The sequence below is a fragment of the Paenibacillus turpanensis genome (assembly GCF_011421635.1).
In the GTDB taxonomy this organism is placed as follows: domain Bacteria; phylum Bacillota; class Bacilli; order Paenibacillales; family YIM-B00363; genus Paenibacillus_AK; species Paenibacillus_AK turpanensis.
In genome coordinates, this window is record NZ_WTLI01000003.1 from 190,221 (window position 1) to 209,676 (window position 19,456).

Annotated in this window: 25 protein-coding genes; 23 read left to right on the top strand and 2 right to left on the bottom strand. The window is 49.6% G+C overall.

Annotated elements, in window-relative coordinates:
* The first annotated feature begins 32 nt into the window (after nucleotides 1-32).
* Nucleotides 33-356 (top strand): rhodanese-like domain-containing protein, encoded by a 324-nt coding sequence (locus tag GQS10_RS04155; protein ID WP_166239290.1) that lies wholly within the window; start codon nucleotides 33-35, stop codon nucleotides 354-356.
* Between the two features lie 2 nt (nucleotides 357-358).
* Here GQS10_RS04155 and GQS10_RS04160 read toward each other — a convergent pair whose 3' ends face one another.
* Nucleotides 359-1,282, bottom strand: a complete 924-nt coding sequence (locus tag GQS10_RS04160) for a hypothetical protein (RefSeq protein ID WP_166239292.1) — start codon at nucleotides 1,280-1,282, stop codon at nucleotides 359-361.
* A 111-nt stretch (nucleotides 1,283-1,393) separates the two neighbouring features.
* On the opposite strand from GQS10_RS04160, the gene GQS10_RS04165 reads away from it, so the two are divergent.
* Both GQS10_RS04165 and GQS10_RS04170 read left to right on the top strand, forming a co-directional pair.
* Entirely contained in the window at nucleotides 1,394-2,038 is a 645-nt protein-coding gene (locus GQS10_RS04165; protein ID WP_166239294.1) for a CPBP family intramembrane glutamic endopeptidase, read from the top strand.
* Nucleotides 2,016-2,237: a hypothetical protein gene (locus tag GQS10_RS04170; RefSeq protein WP_166239296.1), complete on the top strand. Its 222-nt coding sequence runs from the start codon at nucleotides 2,016-2,018 to the stop codon at nucleotides 2,235-2,237. The genes GQS10_RS04165 and GQS10_RS04170 overlap by 23 nt, the downstream gene beginning before the upstream one ends.
* Before the next feature lie 83 nt (nucleotides 2,238-2,320).
* Here GQS10_RS04170 and GQS10_RS04175 read toward each other — a convergent pair whose 3' ends face one another.
* Nucleotides 2,321-3,232: a polysaccharide deacetylase family protein gene (locus tag GQS10_RS04175; RefSeq protein WP_207952133.1), complete on the bottom strand. Its 912-nt coding sequence runs from the start codon at nucleotides 3,230-3,232 to the stop codon at nucleotides 2,321-2,323.
* A gap of 174 nt (nucleotides 3,233-3,406) precedes the next feature.
* On the opposite strand from GQS10_RS04175, the gene GQS10_RS04180 reads away from it, so the two are divergent.
* From GQS10_RS04180 to GQS10_RS04275, 20 genes are all read left to right on the top strand, one after another.
* Complete coding sequence (locus tag GQS10_RS04180) at nucleotides 3,407-3,745, top strand: hypothetical protein (protein ID WP_166239298.1); 339 nt, start codon at nucleotides 3,407-3,409, stop codon at nucleotides 3,743-3,745.
* 174 nt (nucleotides 3,746-3,919) lie between these two features.
* Entirely contained in the window at nucleotides 3,920-4,531 is a 612-nt protein-coding gene (locus GQS10_RS04185; protein WP_166239300.1) for a genetic competence negative regulator, read from the top strand.
* 173 nt (nucleotides 4,532-4,704) lie between these two features.
* On the top strand, nucleotides 4,705-5,949 hold the full coding sequence (locus GQS10_RS04190) for a Glu/Leu/Phe/Val family dehydrogenase (protein WP_166239302.1): 1,245 nt from the start codon (nucleotides 4,705-4,707) through the stop codon (nucleotides 5,947-5,949).
* A 43-nt stretch (nucleotides 5,950-5,992) separates the two neighbouring features.
* A complete protein-coding gene (gene prsW, locus GQS10_RS04195; protein WP_166239304.1) occupies nucleotides 5,993-6,700 on the top strand; it encodes a glutamic-type intramembrane protease PrsW in 708 nt (235 codons plus the stop codon).
* Nucleotides 6,701-7,003: 303 nt separating this feature from the next.
* Nucleotides 7,004-8,380: a germination protein YpeB gene (gene ypeB / locus GQS10_RS04200; RefSeq protein ID WP_166239306.1), complete on the top strand. Its 1,377-nt coding sequence runs from the start codon at nucleotides 7,004-7,006 to the stop codon at nucleotides 8,378-8,380.
* A gap of 131 nt (nucleotides 8,381-8,511) precedes the next feature.
* Entirely contained in the window at nucleotides 8,512-9,165 is a 654-nt protein-coding gene (locus tag GQS10_RS04205) for a flagellar brake protein (RefSeq protein ID WP_166239308.1), read from the top strand.
* A gap of 44 nt (nucleotides 9,166-9,209) precedes the next feature.
* Complete coding sequence (locus tag GQS10_RS04210; RefSeq protein ID WP_166239310.1) at nucleotides 9,210-9,422, top strand: hypothetical protein; 213 nt, start codon at nucleotides 9,210-9,212, stop codon at nucleotides 9,420-9,422.
* Nucleotides 9,423-9,536: 114 nt separating this feature from the next.
* Complete coding sequence (cmk, locus tag GQS10_RS04215) at nucleotides 9,537-10,238, top strand: (d)CMP kinase (RefSeq protein ID WP_166239311.1); 702 nt, start codon at nucleotides 9,537-9,539, stop codon at nucleotides 10,236-10,238.
* Nucleotides 10,225-10,806, top strand: a complete 582-nt coding sequence (locus GQS10_RS04220; RefSeq protein ID WP_166239313.1) for a lysophospholipid acyltransferase family protein — start codon at nucleotides 10,225-10,227, stop codon at nucleotides 10,804-10,806. Before cmk ends, GQS10_RS04220 begins: the two co-directional genes overlap by 14 nt.
* Before the next feature lie 188 nt (nucleotides 10,807-10,994).
* Nucleotides 10,995-12,212, top strand: a complete 1,218-nt coding sequence (gene rpsA, locus GQS10_RS04225; RefSeq protein WP_166239315.1) for a 30S ribosomal protein S1 — start codon at nucleotides 10,995-10,997, stop codon at nucleotides 12,210-12,212.
* 83 nt (nucleotides 12,213-12,295) lie between these two features.
* Complete coding sequence (fni, locus tag GQS10_RS04230; RefSeq protein ID WP_243734943.1) at nucleotides 12,296-13,342, top strand: type 2 isopentenyl-diphosphate Delta-isomerase; 1,047 nt, start codon at nucleotides 12,296-12,298, stop codon at nucleotides 13,340-13,342.
* A gap of 133 nt (nucleotides 13,343-13,475) precedes the next feature.
* Entirely contained in the window at nucleotides 13,476-14,111 is a 636-nt protein-coding gene (locus GQS10_RS04235; protein WP_166239319.1) for a hypothetical protein, read from the top strand.
* Entirely contained in the window at nucleotides 14,104-14,976 is an 873-nt protein-coding gene (locus tag GQS10_RS04240; protein WP_243734945.1) for a YIEGIA family protein, read from the top strand. Before GQS10_RS04235 ends, GQS10_RS04240 begins: the two co-directional genes overlap by 8 nt.
* 133 nt (nucleotides 14,977-15,109) lie before the next feature.
* Nucleotides 15,110-15,298, top strand: coding sequence for a capping complex subunit for YIEGIA (locus GQS10_RS04245; RefSeq protein ID WP_166239323.1), 189 nt, complete (start codon nucleotides 15,110-15,112; stop codon nucleotides 15,296-15,298).
* A gap of 142 nt (nucleotides 15,299-15,440) precedes the next feature.
* On the top strand, nucleotides 15,441-16,763 hold the full coding sequence (gene der / locus GQS10_RS04250; protein WP_166239325.1) for a ribosome biogenesis GTPase Der: 1,323 nt from the start codon (nucleotides 15,441-15,443) through the stop codon (nucleotides 16,761-16,763).
* Between the two features lie 20 nt (nucleotides 16,764-16,783).
* Nucleotides 16,784-17,380: a glycerol-3-phosphate 1-O-acyltransferase PlsY gene (gene plsY, locus GQS10_RS04255; protein ID WP_424991765.1), complete on the top strand. Its 597-nt coding sequence runs from the start codon at nucleotides 16,784-16,786 to the stop codon at nucleotides 17,378-17,380.
* 20 nt (nucleotides 17,381-17,400) lie between these two features.
* On the top strand, nucleotides 17,401-18,456 hold the full coding sequence (locus GQS10_RS04260) for an NAD(P)H-dependent glycerol-3-phosphate dehydrogenase (RefSeq protein ID WP_166239328.1): 1,056 nt from the start codon (nucleotides 17,401-17,403) through the stop codon (nucleotides 18,454-18,456).
* Between the two features lie 93 nt (nucleotides 18,457-18,549).
* Nucleotides 18,550-18,822, top strand: a complete 273-nt coding sequence (locus GQS10_RS04265; protein ID WP_166239330.1) for a stage VI sporulation protein F — start codon at nucleotides 18,550-18,552, stop codon at nucleotides 18,820-18,822.
* Nucleotides 18,823-18,941: 119 nt separating this feature from the next.
* Nucleotides 18,942-19,112: a DUF2768 family protein gene (locus GQS10_RS04270; protein WP_424991764.1), complete on the top strand. Its 171-nt coding sequence runs from the start codon at nucleotides 18,942-18,944 to the stop codon at nucleotides 19,110-19,112.
* A 48-nt stretch (nucleotides 19,113-19,160) separates the two neighbouring features.
* Nucleotides 19,161-19,454 (top strand): 2Fe-2S iron-sulfur cluster-binding protein, encoded by a 294-nt coding sequence (locus GQS10_RS04275; RefSeq protein ID WP_166239334.1) that lies wholly within the window; start codon nucleotides 19,161-19,163, stop codon nucleotides 19,452-19,454.
* Nucleotides 19,455-19,456: the final 2 nt, after the last annotated feature.

Sequence of the window (19,456 nt, forward strand, 5' to 3'; positions counted from 1 at the left end):
ATATGCTTGAAAAAAATCGGAGGTGCCCGTCTATGTCGATTACAGCTGTTATCCATCCCGAGCAGTTTATTCGCAAGCTGGAGGCTGGAGAATTGAAGGAAGCCGTCGTTATTGACGTAAGAGAGCAGGTGGAGTGGGATTACTACCATATAGAGCCTGCGACTCTCATTCCGCTTCAGAGCTTGCCGTTTCGATTAAACGAGCTTCCGGAGGAGAAAACCATTTTTTTTATTTGCGCTCACGGAGTGAGAAGCCGCATGGCCTGCGATTATGTGAAAGAACGCGGTTACGATGTCGTCAATGTAGAAGGCGGTATGGCCGCCGTAGCGGCAGTCAAAGGCTTCGCCTACGATTAATCTTACTTTGTAAAGAAGGGAAGCTGCGGCAAAGCGTCTTCTTGGCTGTATTTCGAACGGTTCTCCAAGAAATCGCCGTTACGGATTGCGCCAGTGCTCAGTAAGGTGTCCAGCGCTTTGGAAATGCTGTCGATGCCCAGCTTCTTCGCTTTTCCGGATTGGAAAAAGTCATCGATGCGGGTTACTGCATCCATCGGAATATACGGCCCGAATTGTTTGGCGCTGACAAGAAGCCCGGCGGTAAACTGGTTTTTCAGGTTGAGGTTCAGCTGATTCCATTCCTTAACGGTCAGATCGGGCTTAGTCACCATGGTAAGGCCCTGAAGTCCGGCATTGACGGTCTTATTCCACTCCACGATCGAAGCAAAATACTGCTGCTGTCCGGTTAAGGCGAAGTTTTTCGCTTCTTGGAAATAGACATCCTTTTCCAGCTCGTTAATGAGCTCTGCTCCTTTATAGGAGTTGCTTTTTGACTGCCAGGAGGCTGTTGCGTCCATAAACAATTTTAAGCTCTTAAGGTAGCTGCTCTGTGCTTGTCTCAATAATGGGGAAGCCTCTGGGATTTGGGCCTGCGATGCTTCTTCGTATTTTGCGGCCGCTGTTTTATGGAGCTCTTTCATTACAGAGCCGTTGTCAACCGTGGTGCTGTTGCGGTCCATGTTTTGCAGCTGTTCAAACCATTTATCTTGAAAATTGCGGTATGGCTGGTACACGGTATAGTAAAAGGAAACCAAGTGCTGCTGGTGGTAGGCGATGGAGCCTTGTGTCTTTTCTTCCTGCTCTTTCGCGATCATTTCCTCGTACTTCGTTTGCGCTTCGCTGTAACCTGATTTCCAGCCGTAAAAAAATGCGCCGGCGGCCGCAATCAGCATGAAGACAATAAGTACGGATATGATATAATCATATTTCGTAAGTCTTTTTTCCATGAACAAGCTCCTTATCGAATAATTAAATTCATTTCTGTTTAAAAATAGTCGAATAAAGTCGTTAGATGTCGTTTCTAGTATAGGGGAATTCGTATAAAAAAGGAATAAGCGATGAAAAAATTTGACCCGCGCAAGATTCGTTTCCGTCAGGTCCGGATCGACGAAATTGACGACCGGACGCTCATGCTAAACTTGTATGCGACACAAGCAATTACTTTGGTTTTAGGCGTTGTTCTTATTTTATTTCAAGGGAGAAACCCGGTACAGCTTCTTTTTTTTCCAAGTGGCTGGCATGTTTGGCTTTGGGGTGCATTGTTTGCTGCTGCCGTCATTGTTGTTGATATTCTCATTTCCAAATGGGTTCCGGAGGAAGTGACGGACGATGGCGGAGTGAATGCAAGGCTGTTTCAAAACCGCTCCATATTACATATTGTCGTTATTTCGTTTGTGGTGTCGATTTGTGAGGAAATGCTATTCCGGGGGGCGATTCAGCACGCATTCGGACCGTATTGGACAAGCATTTTGTTTGCAGCTATTCATGTGCGGTATTTGCGCCATTGGCTGCTGACGGGACTCGTCTTCGGAATTTCTTATGGTCTAGGCTGGATTTATGTGCAAACGGAAAGCTTATGGGCACCGATTACCGCGCATTTTGTCATTGATACGATAATGGGCTTAATTATTCGTTACCGAAAGCCGGAAGAGAACATGGGGGAGAAGGAGGAAGAAAGCAGTGGATCCCATCCAGAGCACTAATACGGAAAGCTCCTTGCCGTCACGAAGCGCTAGAATGAGGAAGGAACAGCAGGGAGCCAGTTCTACATTGCCCTCACGCAGAGCTGTATATCCGTCCAACAAGATGAAGCTGGAGAAATGGTTTTTTAATTCACTTATCGCGTTATTTCTTGTGCTGACAGCCGGGCTGATTTTTTGGGGAACGAAGCATATGGAGTAAACCATTTATTTATTTATAAAATGAAACGAGGAGCGAAAAGGGCGAAATCCCCAACGGCTCCTCGTTTTGTGCTGTATCGGTGTTTATTTTACTGTGGTGTCAATCGTATTAGGATCGACGAAGCCATACCCCTTCTCCTTAAGCTGCGTGAGCAGGGAATCGAGTGCTTCGGCTGTCCATGGAAGCTCGTGCATTAAGATGTTGCTGCCCGGTCCAAGCTGCTCCATCACGCTGGCAATTACTTTCTCCGGTTTATCGTAGCCCTTTTCCCAGTCTCTGGAGCCGTTAGACCAATTCATAAACAGCATGCCTTCCTCTTTCGCTTTGTTCTTTACATGTTCGTTGGAGGAGCCGTGAGGCGGACGGAAAAACTTCGGTGCGGTGCCCGTAATTTCCTTGACTGCCTTCTGAACGTCTGCAATTTGTTGATCAATTTTTTCATTCGTCTGCTTCTTTAAATCGATGTGATCCCACGAATGATTGCCAATGACCTGGCCACGTTCATGAATGAGCGTCAGTAAGTCCGGATTGGCCTTCACTCGGTAACCGTTCACGAAAAAGATTGCCTTCGCCTTATGTTTATCTAACGTGTCCAGGATGCTGGTTAGCAGCTCCTTTTCTTTAGGTCCGTCATCAAAGGTCAGCAGCACGACCTTCTTCGGTGCATCCGAGCCTTCCTTTGGTACGATGCTGTATATTTTGTTCATCGTATACAGCACTTGGGGAGCCTCTGCTTGCTGAGGCGCAGGCGAAGCGGGTTGCTCCGCCGGCTTTTCGGGTGCAGTCACTTGACCTGCGGCTTGGTCAGCAGGTTTAGCTGGAGCAGACTGCTCCGGCGTCTGGTCCGGTGTCTTACTTGAGGGGTCCGCGGTTCCCCCTGCCCCGGCTTGAGGCTGGGCTTGCTTTTCGGCGGTCTGCGGGCTCTGCTTGGTTTCCGTGTTCCCGCCGCAGCCTACGGCTAAAGAAAGGATCAGCATGGAGGCAATCAGCTTCATTTTCACGTTGGTACGTCTCCTTTTTTCGATTGAGCTCTCTGTTTTGTACCTATTGTATCACAGACCCATTTTTTAGATTACCCCCTCTTATTTCCTCGCTTTCCCGTGCATCACTTCGGTGTGTGGAGTTCACAATAAAATTGTACCTAACGATACAACGGGAGGGATAACGTTATGCGCATGGGAACATTAATGTTAGGCGGTATTTTGGGCGCGGCTGCAGTGCTTTATTTACAGCGCGGTAACCGTCCGATGATGATGTCGATGGTAAGCAGTGCTGGAAACCAGCTTAATAAAGCATTGGGCGGCGCAAAAAAAATGTCGCAAAATTCTTCGGAGATCAGCTCCAAATACGGCAATGCTCAAACGAAGGAAGCGGAGCAAGCAAGCAGCACGCAAAGCAGCGGCAACACCAGCTTAGTAAATATTGAATCGATCGTGAAGAATGATCCGGCGCTTCAAAAAGAAGTCAGCGAAATTTTGACGGACAGCGAAACGGTATACAAAGTGTAAGCATTTCTTTCACAAACACCCTGCGGGGTGTTTTTTTTTGTTTTTTCTTTCATAGTGCAACAAAAATAAAATAATGTTAACATAGAGCTAATAGAATAGTAGAAGTATCACAGCACCATTGCTTTATCGAATTCATAAACTGTTTACAGCAGATATGCAAGGGAGGGACCCTCCATGAAGATGGAACGTTTAAGCCAGGACAAAATTCGAATTTTTCTTACGTTTGACGATTTGTCGGACCGCGGTATTCAAAAGGATGATATGTGGCGCGAAATTCCTAAGGTTCACGAATTGTTCAGCGATATGATGGAGCAAGCTTATTCGGAGCTCGGCTTCGATGCAACGGGTCCGCTTGCAGTAGAAGTATTTGCCCTTCCTGCTCAGGGAATGGTTGTGATCGTGACACGAGGTAAACCGGAACGAATTCATAATGATGATGATTTTGAGGACGATTTGGATTTGCCGAGCAACGTGTATGAAATGGAATTGACGATTGACCATAATGAAATGATTACGTACCAATTCCGCGATTTTGAAGATACAGTCGCCTGCGCCAAGCTGTTACAGCATCATATCCAAGCGCAGAACACGGCTTTATATTCTTATAAAGAGAAATATTTTTTACTTCTAGACCCTGACGGGCTGGAGGAAAAAGAGGAGCAGAAGCTTGTTGCGATCCTTTCTGAATTTGGTGACGCCTCCTCTGTTACCAAAGCAGTGCTGGAGGAATATGGAAAGGTTGTTGCGGAAACGAAAGCGGTTGAGGTGCTATGCCGCCATTTCTAGATGAGATGACATGACTCAAGGGACATACGCTGAAGAAGCATCTTCAAAAACAGCTGTTTTTGACAGATGCTTTTTGCTCGTAGGCGGATGCCGCGCATAGACCTTCCAATTCGAGATTATGCTACCTATTAGTATCTGTTCAACACTGAAGCGTAAAGGTGGTTGACCTCATAATGGAAGAAAACTTAAACGTACTGGTATCAACGCAGACGATTATTCACGAAGCACTGAACCGTCTCGGGTATCCCGAAGAGATGTTCGAGCTGTTAAAGGAGCCGCTCCGTGTTCTTACGGTGCGGATTCCCGTGCGGATGGACGACGGCAAAGTGAAGGTGTTTACGGGATACCGGGCACAGCATAACGATGCGGTTGGGCCGACGAAAGGCGGCGTCCGCTTTCATCCCGACGTCACCGAGGATGAGGTTAAGGCATTATCGATCTGGATGAGCTTGAAATGCGGGATTGTAGATCTGCCTTACGGCGGGGGAAAGGGCGGAATCATTTGCGATCCTCGTGAAATGTCCTTTCGTGAGCTGGAACGTTTAAGTCGCGGTTACGTGCGGGCCGTCTCCCAGATTGTCGGACCCACAAAGGATATCCCGGCGCCCGACGTCATGACCAACTCCCAAATCATGGCCTGGATGTTGGATGAATACAGCAGCATTCGTGAATTTGAGGCGCCGGGCTTTATTACGGGGAAGCCTCTTGTGCTTGGAGGCTCGCACGGCAGGGAGACCGCCACAGCCAAAGGCGTTACGATTATGATTGGAGAAGCGCTGCGCCGTAAAAATATTGCCTTGAACCAGGCACGTGTCATTATTCAAGGCTTTGGCAATGCGGGAAGCTTTCTTGCGAAGTTTATGCACGAGGCGGGTGCAAAGGTCGTCGGTATTGCCGACGTGCATGGAGCGTTATACGATCCTGAGGGCTTGGATATTGAGCATTTGCTTGACCGCAGGGATTCGTTCGGAACGGTAACAAATTTGTTCAAGAATACACTGCCAAGCAAAGAAATTTTAGAGCAGGAATGCGATATTCTTGTTCCGGCCGCGATCGAAAATCAAATTACACGGGACAATGCGGATCGGATCAAAGCGAGCATCATTGTGGAAGCGGCGAACGGGCCTACTACGATTGAAGCGACGAAAATGCTCACGGATCGTGGAGTACTGCTCGTTCCTGATGTGCTGGCCAGCGCCGGCGGTGTTGTTGTATCGTATTTCGAATGGGTACAAAACAACCAAGGCTATTATTGGTCGGAAGAAGAAGTGCATCGGAAGCTGGAGCAGCTCATGATTAACGGTTTTGAAAATGTGTACCACATTCACAGCACTAGAGGGGTCGATATGCGGCTGGCTGCCTATATGGTCGGTGTACGGAAAATGGCGGAGGCTTCGAGATTCCGGGGCTGGATTTAACCATTTTCGGCCTGCAAGAACAAGCGGAAAGGAGGGGTAGGGATTGGAGTGGCTTTCGTTACTAACTGTTGCGGTAGCTCCCGGCTTAGCTTTGCTTACTTATTTTTATTTAAAGGATCGTTATGTCACGGAGCCGATCCGTGCGGTAGCAAGCGTGTTTTTGCTTGGCATGCTTGTCGTGTTTCCGATTATGATTATTCAGCGGGGCTTTATTCTCGCGTTTGGAGAAAACGAATGGCTGTTTTCCTTTGTTATTTCGGCGGGGATCGAAGAGTTTTTCAAGTGGTTTATCGTGTATTTTTTTGTGTTCCCAAGTGCAAGCTTCGACGAGCCGTATGACGGTATCGTCTATGCCGTAGCTTCCTCGATCGGATTTGCGACAGTGGAAAACCTGCTCCATGTACTCCTAAACCCTTACGACTTGTCTTCGGTGATTATTCGTGCGCTGCTGCCGGTCTCTGCCCACGCTTTATTCGGTGTCGTGATGGGGTATTTCATAGGCAAGGCGAAGTTTTCAGAAACTCGCAAGAAGCTGCTTTTATTGGCTTCATTAGCCGTTCCTATTTTTTGGCACGGATGGTTTGACTGGATCTTACTGACGATGACCACAAGCTGGTATGTATGGATGGCTATTTTGATGGCTGTTTTGTGGGGCGTAGCGATTTGGAAAATGAACCGTGCATTAGCGGTATCGCCTTTTCGCAGTCTTCATCGGGAAGAAGAGGTTAACATCTTCATGAATGGTCAATAATGAGGGTGCGCACTTTTTCTAAGATGGAGGTTGTACATCACGATGACAGATAAACCACGCTTAAAGGTTGTTATTCGCTGCAATCAATGCGGGGAGCGGTTCATATTACGGGGAAAACGCGAGAAGGGCCGCGTGGAAACGGGTTTTAAGCAATGCATTTGCAACAACGCTTCCGATTTCGAAATTCAAGAAAACACATTTTAAAAAAATGGCGCTCAGCAATTGTAAGATGACTGTATAAACCTCCTACTGGTGATAAACACTATCCGTAACATATTGGTTATGGAAGGGAGAACATGCAGCATGTACAAACGGCTGAGCGCCATTTTGTTTCCGATCGTTACCATATTTTTGATCGGAACCGCATTTTGGGGGTATCAAGAGCATCAAGAAAAAAATGCAGTGCTTCTCAAAGCAGAGAATCAGTATCAGAGAGCATTTCATGATTTGTCTTACCATTTGGATCAACTAAACACAGAGCTTGGCAGTGCCGTTGCAGTCGGTGAAGGCGGTGATTGGCATCGCAAATGTCTGCTTAACGTATGGCGTTTGACAAGCGAAGCGCAAAATGAAGTGAACCAGCTGCCACTAACGCTAATGCCTTTCAATAAGACAGAAGAATTTTTGGCGAACATTTCGAATTTTTCATACCGTACGGCAATGCGTGATTTGAAGGCGCAGCCGCTGACGGCGGATGAGAAAAAGACTTTAACGACCTTGTTTGAACGTTCAAAAGAAATTTCCGGCCACCTACGCGATGTGCAGGAATCGGTGCTTGCGGAAAATCTTCGCTGGATGGATGTGGAGGTAGCGCTCGCATCTCAGAACGAAAATATGGACAATACGATTGTCGACGGTTTTATGACCGTGGACAAGCAGGTCAATGCTTATGATGAAGTAAACTGGGGTCCATCGATGGCAAGTCTGTTTGAAAAGCGCAGCTTTTCCGCTTTGGGCGGGCAAGAGGTTAGTCCGGAGCAGGTGAAGCAGGCGGCGGCCAACTTCCTCGGAATGAAAAATCCGACTAACATGGAGGTTGTGGAAAACGGCGCGGGCACGGAATTCAGCTCTTATTCCGTAACGGTGCCGAATGCGCAGCAGGGCCGGGGAATCCAAATGGACTTCACGAAGCAAGGCGGCCGATTAATTTATTTTATGAACCCTCGTCAGGTTGCCGAGAAGAAGCTGACGATTGATCAAGCCTCTGACCGGGCCCACCAGTTCCTCATGGATAAAGGATATGGGGACATGGAGCCGGTCTCGTACGATCAGTACCAAAATGTCGTGAGCTTGACATTTGTGACGGTTCAGGACGGAATCCTTATCATGCCGGAGCGTGTCGTTGTAAAAGTCGCGCTGGATAACGGCGAAGTAACGGCTCTGCATGCAGCAGACTATATTTATGAGCATAAGCAGCGTAATTTACCGAAGCCGGCCATTACAGCGGATGAGGCGCGTAAATCGCTCAATGGCGATTTCAAGGTAACGGAAGAAGAAGTGGCATTAATCAAGAACGATATGAAGGAAGAAACGTTAACGTACGAATTTACTGGTACAATGATGGGCGGGCTGTATAAGGCCTACATTAATGCCGTGACCGGAATCCATGAAAAAGTGGAAAAAATTCGCGAAGAAGATGCGAAGCTGGATGTCCGAGATCCGAACCAGAACAATGGTTAACAGTTTGAAAGAGGCCGGCGAAAGCCGGCCTTTTGCTATGGCGGGACAATTTAAAGCTTCTAAACAGGGTACCGCCATGTTATAATCCAATGGACAAGCATCATAAGCGTGACAGCGGGGGGATCAAGAGAATGCTGCCCAAAATTAACAGCTTGCTGTTTCTCCAGATTGCTTCGTATGACGAAGAAGAGGCGAAGCAGGAATACAAGTCCCGTATCGCGGACGTTGACAGTGAGTATTTCTATATCGAAGTGCCGATTCATGAGAAAACGGGACGTATGAAGCGTTTGGTTCGAGGAGACCAAATTTCCGCTTATTATATGCTTGACGGCGGAGTTAAGCATTATTTTCAAACCGATGTAATCGGGATGAAGGAAGATGCGATCAAGCTTTTTATTATAAGAAAGCCGGATCCCGAATCAATCACAAAGATTCAGCGCCGCAGCTACTTACGGGTGCCGGCGAACCTGGAAATCGCTTTAAATCTTAAGGAACACCTGCAATTTATTGGGGTTACCGAGGATGTTGGCGGCGGCGGTGTTTCATTCGTTTGCGAAGGACACTTGCCGATTAAGGAAGGCGATAAGCTGAGCAGCTGGCTGCTGATTCCGTTTAAAAGCGGAGCAATCGATCATGCCAACTTTGGCTTGGAGGTTGTTCGTTCCAAAAAGCTGGACAACGGCAAGCAGCTTGTCATGTGCCGGTACGGTGAAATTTCCGAAACAGAACGCCAGCGTATTGTTAAGTTTTGTTTTGAACGGCAGATTGATATCCGTAAAAATTGACGGCAGCTTTCGCATAGCATGGTGTCATTCGAGGAAATCTATTCTTGGTGATGCTTATGTCCAAACGAAATCCGGTCAAGCGATATGTGAAATTATTTATACGGCTGTCCAATTCGGTGGAGAAGCGTTTGCTGCAATTGACTTGGGTCTGTTTTTTACTGCTAATCGCGGCTCAAGCGCTTCTTCGATGGCCGGTCGTTCGAAGCTTTTTGAGCGGGATCGAAGGCTTGGAAGGGCTGCCTTATTCACAGGAATAGGGGTAGTGATTTTGCAACACGTTTCTTTCGTATGATATAATAAGAACCGGGTCGGCAGGCTATGCCTGCTTTTTTGCATGCAAAGGCCGATGGTTCGTAAGGAGATATTGCCCGATGTCGATACATAAACTAAACGTAGCAATCGACGGCCCGGCTGGGGCGGGGAAGAGCACCATTTCCCGATTGGTAGCCAATGAACTTGGGTACGTATACGTCGATACAGGAGCAATGTACCGCTCCGTTACCTGGAAGATGCTCCAGCGCGGCCTGCCGCTCAGCGAGCAGGATGCGATTGTTGAGCTTGCTCGGCAATCCGATATCCGGCTGTTCCCGCATCCTTCGGGTCAGCAGGTTTTCGTTGACGGCGAAGACGTGACGGAAGCGATCCGTTCTTCGGAGGTTACCTCATCGGTATCGGATGTAGCGAAAATCGCCGGAGTTCGCGCATTGCTCGTTGAAAAGCAGAAGCTGATGGCTCTAGAGAAAGGCGTTGTCATGGATGGCCGCGATATCGGTACGAATGTACTGCCTCACGCTGAAGTGAAAGTTTTCATGACAGCGGGCGTACGTGTCCGGGCCGAGCGCCGACGCAGAGAGCTGGAGGACAAGGGCAGCAGGATTACGCTTGAGCAGCTGATGGCTGAAATTTCCGAACGCGACCGGATCGATCAGGAAAGGGAGGTTTCACCGCTTGTCATGGCGGATGACGCCATTCTGCTGGATACGACCGAGATGAGCATCGGACAGGTCGTCGAACGGATCATCGATTTGTGCAAAGCTAAGATGGGCGGGGAGAAGCTTAATGAAAACGTATAAGTTTGCCCGTTATTTATTGCGTCAGCTTTTCCGATTTTTATACCGCATTGAGGCCCATGGGACTCAGCATGTCCCGAAAGAGGGCGCCGTTATTATTTGCAGCAATCATATTAGTAATTGGGATCCGCCTGTCGTTGGTACACAGCTAGACCGAATCGTTCGTTTTATGGCGAAGGAAGAGCTTTTTAAACTAAAGCCTTTGGGCTGGTTGTTCCGTGCTTTAGGCGCTTTTCCCGTTAAACGCGGCGGCGTCAGCAAAGAATCCATTAAATACGCCATACAGCTGCTTCGCTCAGGCGAGATGCTCTGCATCTTTCCAGAGGGAACGCGCGGCGGAGGTATGGGGAAGAAGGGCGCGGCAAGTCTTGCCGTGCGATCCGGCGCAACCGTGATTCCAACCGCTGTGGTCGGCTCTTATAAGCCCTTTCGTAAACTGAACATTTATTTTGGAGAACCCGTAGACATGTCGGCCTTCAGCGGCGATACTTCGGACTCGCTGGAACAAGCGACGGAAGAAATTATGCGCCGGATACGGGAGCTGGCGAATCGCGGAACGGCATCGAATTAATTTTCGCGTTCGATTTGATTCCGAAGTATGGAAATGGTATTTTGGAATTATACTATTTGTGGAAAACCTAGACGTCATGAATCCGGCATAGCAAGTTTCCATGCCGGTTTTAAATAAATTCATGGTGAGTAGTGCTTTTCTCGGGTGACCACAAACTTGGGATAAGCGAATGTTGAGGAGGTAATCAAATGTCGGAAGAAACAAAGGTTCAAGATCAGGGTACTGCGGCAGCAGACCAAACGAACGAAATGGCGAACATTTCCACGGTCAAGAAGGGTGACGTGGTAACGGGAACCATCGTTAAAGTGGAAGATAATCAAGCATTCGTAGATATTGGTTATAAATATGACGGCGTAATTCCGATTCGTGAGCTTTCCGCAGTGAATGTGGACAGTGCAGCGCAAATCGTGGAGAAGGGCCAAGAGGTAACCCTTAAGGTTGTCAGCATCAACGATGAGAAGGAAAGCCTCGTGCTCTCCAAGAGAGCGGTTGAAGCAGAGACAGCTTGGGATCGCCTGCAAGAGCAGTTTGACAAAGGCGAGGTATTCGAAGCGAAGGTTGCCGACGTGGTTAAGGGCGGTCTCGTTGTCGATGTTGGCGTACGCGGCTTTGTGCCGGCTTCTATGGTAGAGCGTCATTTCGTTGAAGATTTCAGCGATTACAAAGGACGTTCCCTGCGCCTGAAAGTGAAAGAAATCGATAAAGAAAACAACAAGCTTATCCTTTCGCAGAAGGATGTGCTTGACGATGATTACGAAGCAGAGAAGAAGAAAATCCTGAACAACCTTCAAGCTGATCAAGTCATTGAAGGTACGGTTCAGCGCCTGACTCCGTTCGGCGCTTTCATCGATATCGGCGGAATCGACGGCCTGGTGCACATTTCCGAGATGGCATGGAACCATGTTGAGCAGCCTTCCGATGTTGTCAAAGAAGGCGACAAGGTGAAGGTTAAAATTTTGAAGGTTGATCCTGAGAATGAGCGGATCTCCTTGAGCATGAAGGCGGCTCAACCGGGTCCTTGGGAGAAGGTTGGCAGCGAATTCGCTATCGGCGATATCGTTACCGGCACGGTAAAGCGTCTTGTATCCTTCGGTGCGTTTGTTGAAATCGCTCCGGGCGTAGAGGGTCTTGTTCACATCTCGCAGATCGCGCACCGTCATGTGGCTACTCCGCAAGAGGTGCTGAAGGAAGGCGAAGAGGTGAAGGTAAAAATTCTTGACCTGAATCCTTCGGAAAAGCGTGTCAGCCTCAGCATTAAGGAAACGGAAGAAGCACCTGCGCGTGAACCGCGTCAAGAGCGTCCGAAGCGTGAGCCGAAGCAGCAGGAGCCGATGGGCGATAATGTTCAAGGGTTAACGATGACTCTTGGCGAGCGTTTCGGCGACAAGCTCAGCAAATTTAAATAAGCTGCTGCGGCAGCATGAACGAGGATAAGGGCGTTAAGGCGCCCTTATTTTCTTTTGTCTGGGAGGCGACTGGAACTTTGAGAATGTCTAGAAAAATGGACCACGTCGAGCATGCCCTTGGAATCGGCCAAAGCGGGCGGCATGGCTTCGACGATATCACTTTCGTGCACCAATGTATTATTGATTTATCGATGGACGAGGTTAAGCTGGATACGTCGCTTGGAACTATTGCCATTGAGGCTCCGATTTATATTAATGCGATGACTGGAGGCTCCACAGAGACGGAGCAGATTAACCGTGAGCTGGCGATTGCTGCAGCGCAGGCGCGGATCCCGATGGCGGTCGGTTCCCAAATGTCGGCATTAAAACATGCCGAAGTCGAGCAAAGCTATCGGATCGTCAGGGAGATGAATCCGAACGGAATCGTTCTCGCCAATTTAGGCAGTGAAGCCACCGTAGACCAAGCGCTCCGAGCGATTGATATGCTGGAAGCGAACATGCTGCAAATTCATTTAAACATTATGCAGGAGCTGATCATGCCGGAAGGAGACCGGAATTTTAGCGGAATGCTGGGACGGATCGAAAGCATTGTCAAAGCTTCTCCAGTGCCCGTAATGGTCAAGGAGGTTGGCTTTGGGATCATGCGTGAAGGCGCGCGCAAGCTGCGGGATGCCGGTGTATCGGTGATCGACTGCGGCGGGTCGGGCGGCACGAATTTCGCTGCCATTGAAAATGCCCGGAGAGAACAAGCGATGCCCTGGCTCAATGGTTGGGGACATCCGACGGCGATTGCGCTGCTGGAATCTCTCTCTGTTTACCCGAGAGGCAGTGTTACGGCTACGGGGGGGATTAGCGGCGTGTTAGAGGCCGGAAAGGCGCTTGCTCTTGGCGCTTCCGCCGTCGGCATGGCGGGAGCCTTCCTGCGGGTGCTGCGCAGCGAAGGTCTTGATGCATTAGTCGCTTTAATTGAACAAACCAAGCAGGAGCTGAAGCTGCTGATGACAGCGCTTGGCGCGCGAAGTGTGCCGGAGCTTTGGGATAAGCCGCTTGTCATAACAGGGCCCGTTGAACGGTGGTGCAGGCAGCGGGGGATCAACACCGTGGATTTTGCCCGCCGTGGAGAAGGTTAGAAGCAGTACGATTGTAAAAATGAAACCAATACCTAGGATCCTCTGTCTATTTGGCGGGGGATCTTTTGTTTTGGCGTGTAATTTTGGGAAAACGAGCAAACAATAGGAGTACCAATGACGGTCAGGTGATAAAATGAATCCCGGTATTTTGTCGTTGATCCTCCTGTTTAGCGTATGGATTTTGTGGGCTAGCGGATGGAAGGAAGTATTACTAGGGAGCGTTTCGAACTATGTAATACTTCTTTTTTTTGCAGCATGGATAGGCGGCTTCTTTTTTACCATTCCGATATACGGCGATTTGCAGGCGGTTGGCGTTTACGTCCCGCTCGTGACCATGATTGTCGTCATTTGGATGAAAGGGCCGTTCCTGCAGTCGCTGCATGGTATTTCCTTTGCGCTCTTTCTTGGGGCGATCATTTCTTTAATGGAAAAGCTGCAGCAGGTTGATCCGATGCTTCAGCTGTATCGGCTGTTATTTCAAGCGGATGTCGTTGCCGTACTCATGACGCTTGCATACACGCGCCAGCCGCTCCAGCAAATTGCTGTGATCAGTCTTGCCCTTACCTTCCACGATGCGACCATACAGCTTTTGGAGCCGGAAGGCTCGGCAAGGCTGCTTGGAGGGCCGATGCTGCAGGATCACTTGTGGACGCAGTTGTTGACGGTTCGCCTGCTTAGCGCGGCAGTTGAAACGGCTTGGCAGCGGTCCAGACAATGGGCTGGAAATCGGCTCGGTATAAAGAAAGGGGAAGATGATCCGGATGTTTGACGAAAGATATACGATTGCGATTGTGGTAGGTACAGTCATTGGCTTAATAAGCCGTATTTCAATGCTTCGTACCGATTACAGGCAGTATCCAACGTATCCGCACGGAAAAATCATTCACCTTTCTCTAGGTGTGATCGCCGCCGCGCTGGGAGCCGTGGCCGTTCCCTCGTTATTTGAGCGTGATTACACGGCGGTAACGTTCCTGGCTTTAGCGGCACAGCAGTTTCGCGATGTGCGGAATATGGAACGGGAAACCTTAACGAAGCTGGACAGTATGGAGCTCGTGCAGCGCGGGGCGACCTATATTGAAGGGATCGCTATGGTATTTGAGGGCCGCAATTACCTCGCGATCTTTACGGCTTTCACCAGCTCGCTGTTTACCGTGCTTTTTGCATGGTATTGGGGGGTTGCGGCTGGAGCGGCGGCGCTGCTGATTGCAAATTATTTTAAATCGGGGAAGTCGATTCAAGAAATTGCCGATGTCGAAGCAGCGCCCATCCGGTTTGAAGGTCCGAACGTATTTGTCGGCGACATTCACATTATGAACGTCGGCTTGGAGGAAAGCCGAAAGCTCATCCAAGAACAAGCGCTCGGGCTTATTTTTAATCCGAAAAATGAAAATTGCCGGGTTACGTTATCTAATCTCGGCCAGCGTCAGGCGATTCTCTATGATTTATGTACGATTCTTGGTGTGGTTCGCGATACGGGCGAGCCTTCGCTTATCCCTCTTACGAAGCTCGATCTTCGTGACGGAAGGCTCGGCGTGTTTTTGCTTCCCCGTAAAAACAATCCAAAGCATGCGGTGAAAACTGCGCTTCAGGTGCCTGTATTGGAAAGTGCGGTGCGTATGCCGTCGGAAGCGTGAAGGACAGTAACCGTCCGCATGGTGTACAATGGGCGGCTCCAGGTCAGAGAATTGCTTTGAAAAGCGGACCGGTAGATCCGTGCCGATTGCATTTCACAGTAAGGTTGAGAGGGGATAGGGAGGTGAGGCTTTCGTGGCAGGGATTCGGGCCATTGTTACGGTTCATGAGGATAAGGCGGCTGGGGATACCCCCATCTTTTTTGCCGGAAACGGCGAAGAGCTGCAATCCTTAAGCCGAAGGCTGGAAAAAATTTTAGATGCGACGGCGCATGAGCTTATTGAAGGAACCATTATACTTGTCGATCATCGTTCTCAGGATTAGGCGGGTTAACGCATGATTCCAATCCATAAATACTTGTGTATTGCATGAAACGGATTCGCAAAACGTTTTGTTTTTTGCTATGATGAAGTGTATGGATATTTTAGGTAAGCAACAGTTTGGAAGCTTGTAGGGGAGTGAACGTATGTCAAGGCCGATTATTGCGATCGTGGGCCGTCCCAACGTTGGGAAATCGACGATCTTTAACCGAGTAATAGGAGACCGCCTAGCGATTGTCGAAGACAAGCCGGGGGTCACACGCGACCGAATTTACGGAACAGCGGAATGGAATGGAAAAGCCTTTAGTATTATAGATACGGGCGGTATTGAAATTGAAGGCGAGGATGAGATTCTGCGGCTGGTCCGCGCTCAAGCCGAGCTGGCGATTGAAGAAGCTGATGCGATTATTTTTATGGTGGACGCAAAGGCGGGCGTGACATCGGCCGACGAGGAAGTCGCTTCGATGCTGTACCGCTCTGGCAAGCCGGTTGTGATCGCTGTCAATAAGGTCGACAACATCCGCCGTCAGGAGGACATCTACGAATTTTATACGCTCGGGTTTGGCGATCCGATCGGAATTTCGGGGGCACACGGTATCGGCATCGGCGACCTGCTCGAGCGCGTTATGGAAATCGTTCCCGAAAAAGAGGACGACGAATACGATGAGGATGTTATTCGTGTCTCATTGATCGGACGGCCGAATGTAGGCAAATCGTCGCTGGTTAACGCGATTCTTGGGGAAGACCGCGTAATTGTCAGCAACATTGCCGGAACGACGCGGGATGCGATCGATACGCCGTTTGAACGGGATGACCGAAGATACGTGCTGATTGATACCGCGGGTATGCGCAAGCGCGGCAAAGTGTTCGAGACCACGGAAAAGTACAGTGTGATGCGGGCGATGAAAGCGATCGAACGCTCTGATGTGGTGCTGATTGTCATCAATGCCGAGGAAGGCATCATCGAGCAGGACAAACATATTGCAGGGTATGCTCATGAAGCGGGTAAAGCATCGATTTTCGTCGTAAACAAATGGGACGTCGTAGAAAAGGATGACAAGACGCTTCATCATTTTGAACAGAAGATCCGCGAGCACTTCTTGTTCATGACTTACGCACCGGTGCTGTTTGTTTCCGCGATGACGAAGCAGCGGCTGCACAAGCTTCTTCCGCTCATTAATTATGTCGCCGAGCAGCACAGCATGCGGATCCAAACGCATGTGCTGAACGATGTAATTGCTGATGCGGTTTCCATCAATCTGCCGCCGTCGGACAAAGGCCGCCGCCTGCGCATCAATTATGCAACACAGGTTTCGGTTAAGCCGCCGAGCATTGTGCTCTTTGTCAACGATCCGGAGCTTATGCATTTTTCGTACGAGCGGTATTTGGAAAATAAAATTAGAGCAGCATTCGATTTCGAAGGGACGCCGGTCCGGTTGTTTACAAGAAAGAAATCGGATGACGAATAGGGGAGAGACTCGTGACGTTTATCGTAACGGCCGCTGCGGTTGTCGCCGGGTACTTGCTGGGATCGATTAATTTTAGCTACTTGTATGGCAAATGGTTTAAAAATATTGATATCCGCAAGCACGGCAGCGGAAACGCCGGTGCAACGAATACGCTTCGTGTTCTGGGGAAAGGGCCGGCTATCGGCGTGCTGGCTTTGGATGTAGGTAAAGGAATTGCCGCGGTATGGATCGGCAGATGGCTGGGCGCTGAAGGAGAAGAGCTGCTGCCGATCTTAGCTGGACTTGGCGCGATTATCGGACATAATTGGCCGGTATTCTTTTCGTTCCGCGGGGGGAAAGGTATTGCAACAACGATCGGCGTAGTGGCGACGCTTTGCTTTCTGCCTGCGCTGATTGCCGGAATTATTGCGATTTTATCGATCGTTATTACTCGTTATGTTTCGCTCGGCTCACTCATTTTTACAGCTCTGCTGCCTTTTTCGATTTGGCTGATGGATCGCCCGGATTCTATCCTGGTTGCGAGCATCATCATCGCGGTTTTCGCATTTGTGCGCCATCGCACCAATATTGTGAAGCTGGCACAAGGAAAAGAAAATAAATTAGGAAAACGCGCCTAATTTGTCTGGGGGGAATTGACGTGACTGAACGCAAAGCGGCTGTGCTTGTGGCCGGCAGCTGGGGAACCGCGCTTGCTTCCGTTCTCGCCGACAACGGGCTGAACGTTTTCTTGTGGTCGCGCAACAAGGAACAGGTCGCGGAAATAAACGAGAAACGGGTAAACGGGCGTTTTTTACCGGAAACCCGTCTCCCTGAAGGCATTTACGCAACGAATGATATGCAGGAAGCGCTTGAGGGGGCCGAGGCGGTAGTGATTGCGGCAACCTCGGCGTCGATGAGGGAGGTGGCACGAAACGCCTCTCCGTACATTTCGCAAGAAACGCTGGTCATCCACGCTACCAAAGGCTTTGAGGCCGAAACGCTGCTGCCGATGACCGCGGTCCTTGCTTCCGAGCTGCCCCAGGTGGAGCCTGGGCGCATCGTTGTGCTTTCCGGGCCGAGCCATGCGGAGGAAGTGGCCGCTCGCAGCCCAACGACCGTCGTTGTCGCTGCGGATGATACCGGCAGCCGTGAGCATGCCCAAGATTTATTTATCAATTCCTATTTCCGCGTATATACGAATCCGGATGTCGTCGGTGTGGAAATCGGCGGTGCGCTGAAAAATATTATTGCGCTTGGCGCCGGCTTATCCGATGGACTGGGCTTCGGCGACAACGCCAAGGCAGCGCTTCTGACGCGCGGACTTGCGGAAATTGCAAGGCTGGGCACAGAGCTCGGCGCCGATCCGCTTACTTTTGCGGGCTTATCGGGCGTCGGGGATTTGGTGGTAACGTGTACAAGTAAGCACAGCCGTAACTGGCGCGCGGGGTATCAGCTGGCACAGGGACAGTCCCCCGAAGAGGTACAGCGCAGCATGGGGATGGTCGTGGAAGGAATACGAACGACCAAGGCGGCACATTTGCTGGCCCAAAAGCACGGGGTGGAAATGCCGATCACACGTGAGCTTCATGCTGTATTATTCGAAGGAAAATCGCCTCGGGCTGCGGTTGAGGATTTAATGGGACGGGGCCGTACGCACGAAATCGAAGAGGTTGCACGCACGCCGATAGGGCCGCTGCAGCGGAAAAAGGTCTAGCGCCTACACCAACAGGGTTGCCCCTTCATACAATGATGAAGAAACCGGTTCAATCCGCTTGGGTTGATCTGTCATGTGTGAAGGAGGTAGACCATGTCTAAAAATATATCCAAAGACGTGCTGAACGTAGTGAAGAAAAAAACAGGAAAAGCGGTAACGGAGCGCGATATCAAGAAGCTGGCTGGCGCTGTTAAGCCCTCTACGATGCAAAGCGAAGCCGAGCTCCGGAAGCTGATCAAGCAGGTATCCTCTATGGTGGGAGTGCCTGTACCGGAATCCACTGCGAACGAAATCGTCTCAGCGATCAAAAAGTCGGGCGGCACGGGCAACCTGGAGCAGGTAATGAAAATGATGATGAAGAAGTAAGAACGCATCTTCATAAATGGCGCAGGCTCATCTCCGGATGAAGCCTGCGCTTTTGTTTTTGGGTATGGTATAATAAGAGGTATGATTTTTTCGGTAAGGTGGGAAGAAAAATGAGCTCAATGGATAAGATGTGGGCCTCTTTTATCGCGATGGGGTTAATGCTGGTGGCGGTGCTGCTCGTAACCTTCGCACGGAGTAAGACCAAAGGGGCTGTTCGGTTTATATTATCCTTCCTCGCATTTTTGCTGTTGATTCCAGCGCTGCTGTATGGATTAATTTCAATGTTTTAACATTATTCTGGAAGTATAAGAGAGAATGCAAAGAAAGCGAGGGAGCACATGATTACGCTTCGTGGGAAGACCGTGGAAAAAACGATTGACGAAGGAGTCGGGATGTCCCTTCTTGATCTTGCCTTGAAGCACGGCATCGATTTTCAATTTTCCTGTACGCGAGGAACCTGTGCAAGATGCCGCTGTTATGTTGACGAAGGCAAAGAGCTGCTGAACGAGCCGACAGATGAAGAGTGGGACCGTTTGGATGAAGACGAGATCGAAGAGGGCTACCGGCTTGGCTGTCAGGCGGTTGTGAAGCAGGCTGGGGTCATCCGCGCGACAAACAAAACGTATTTTTAGAC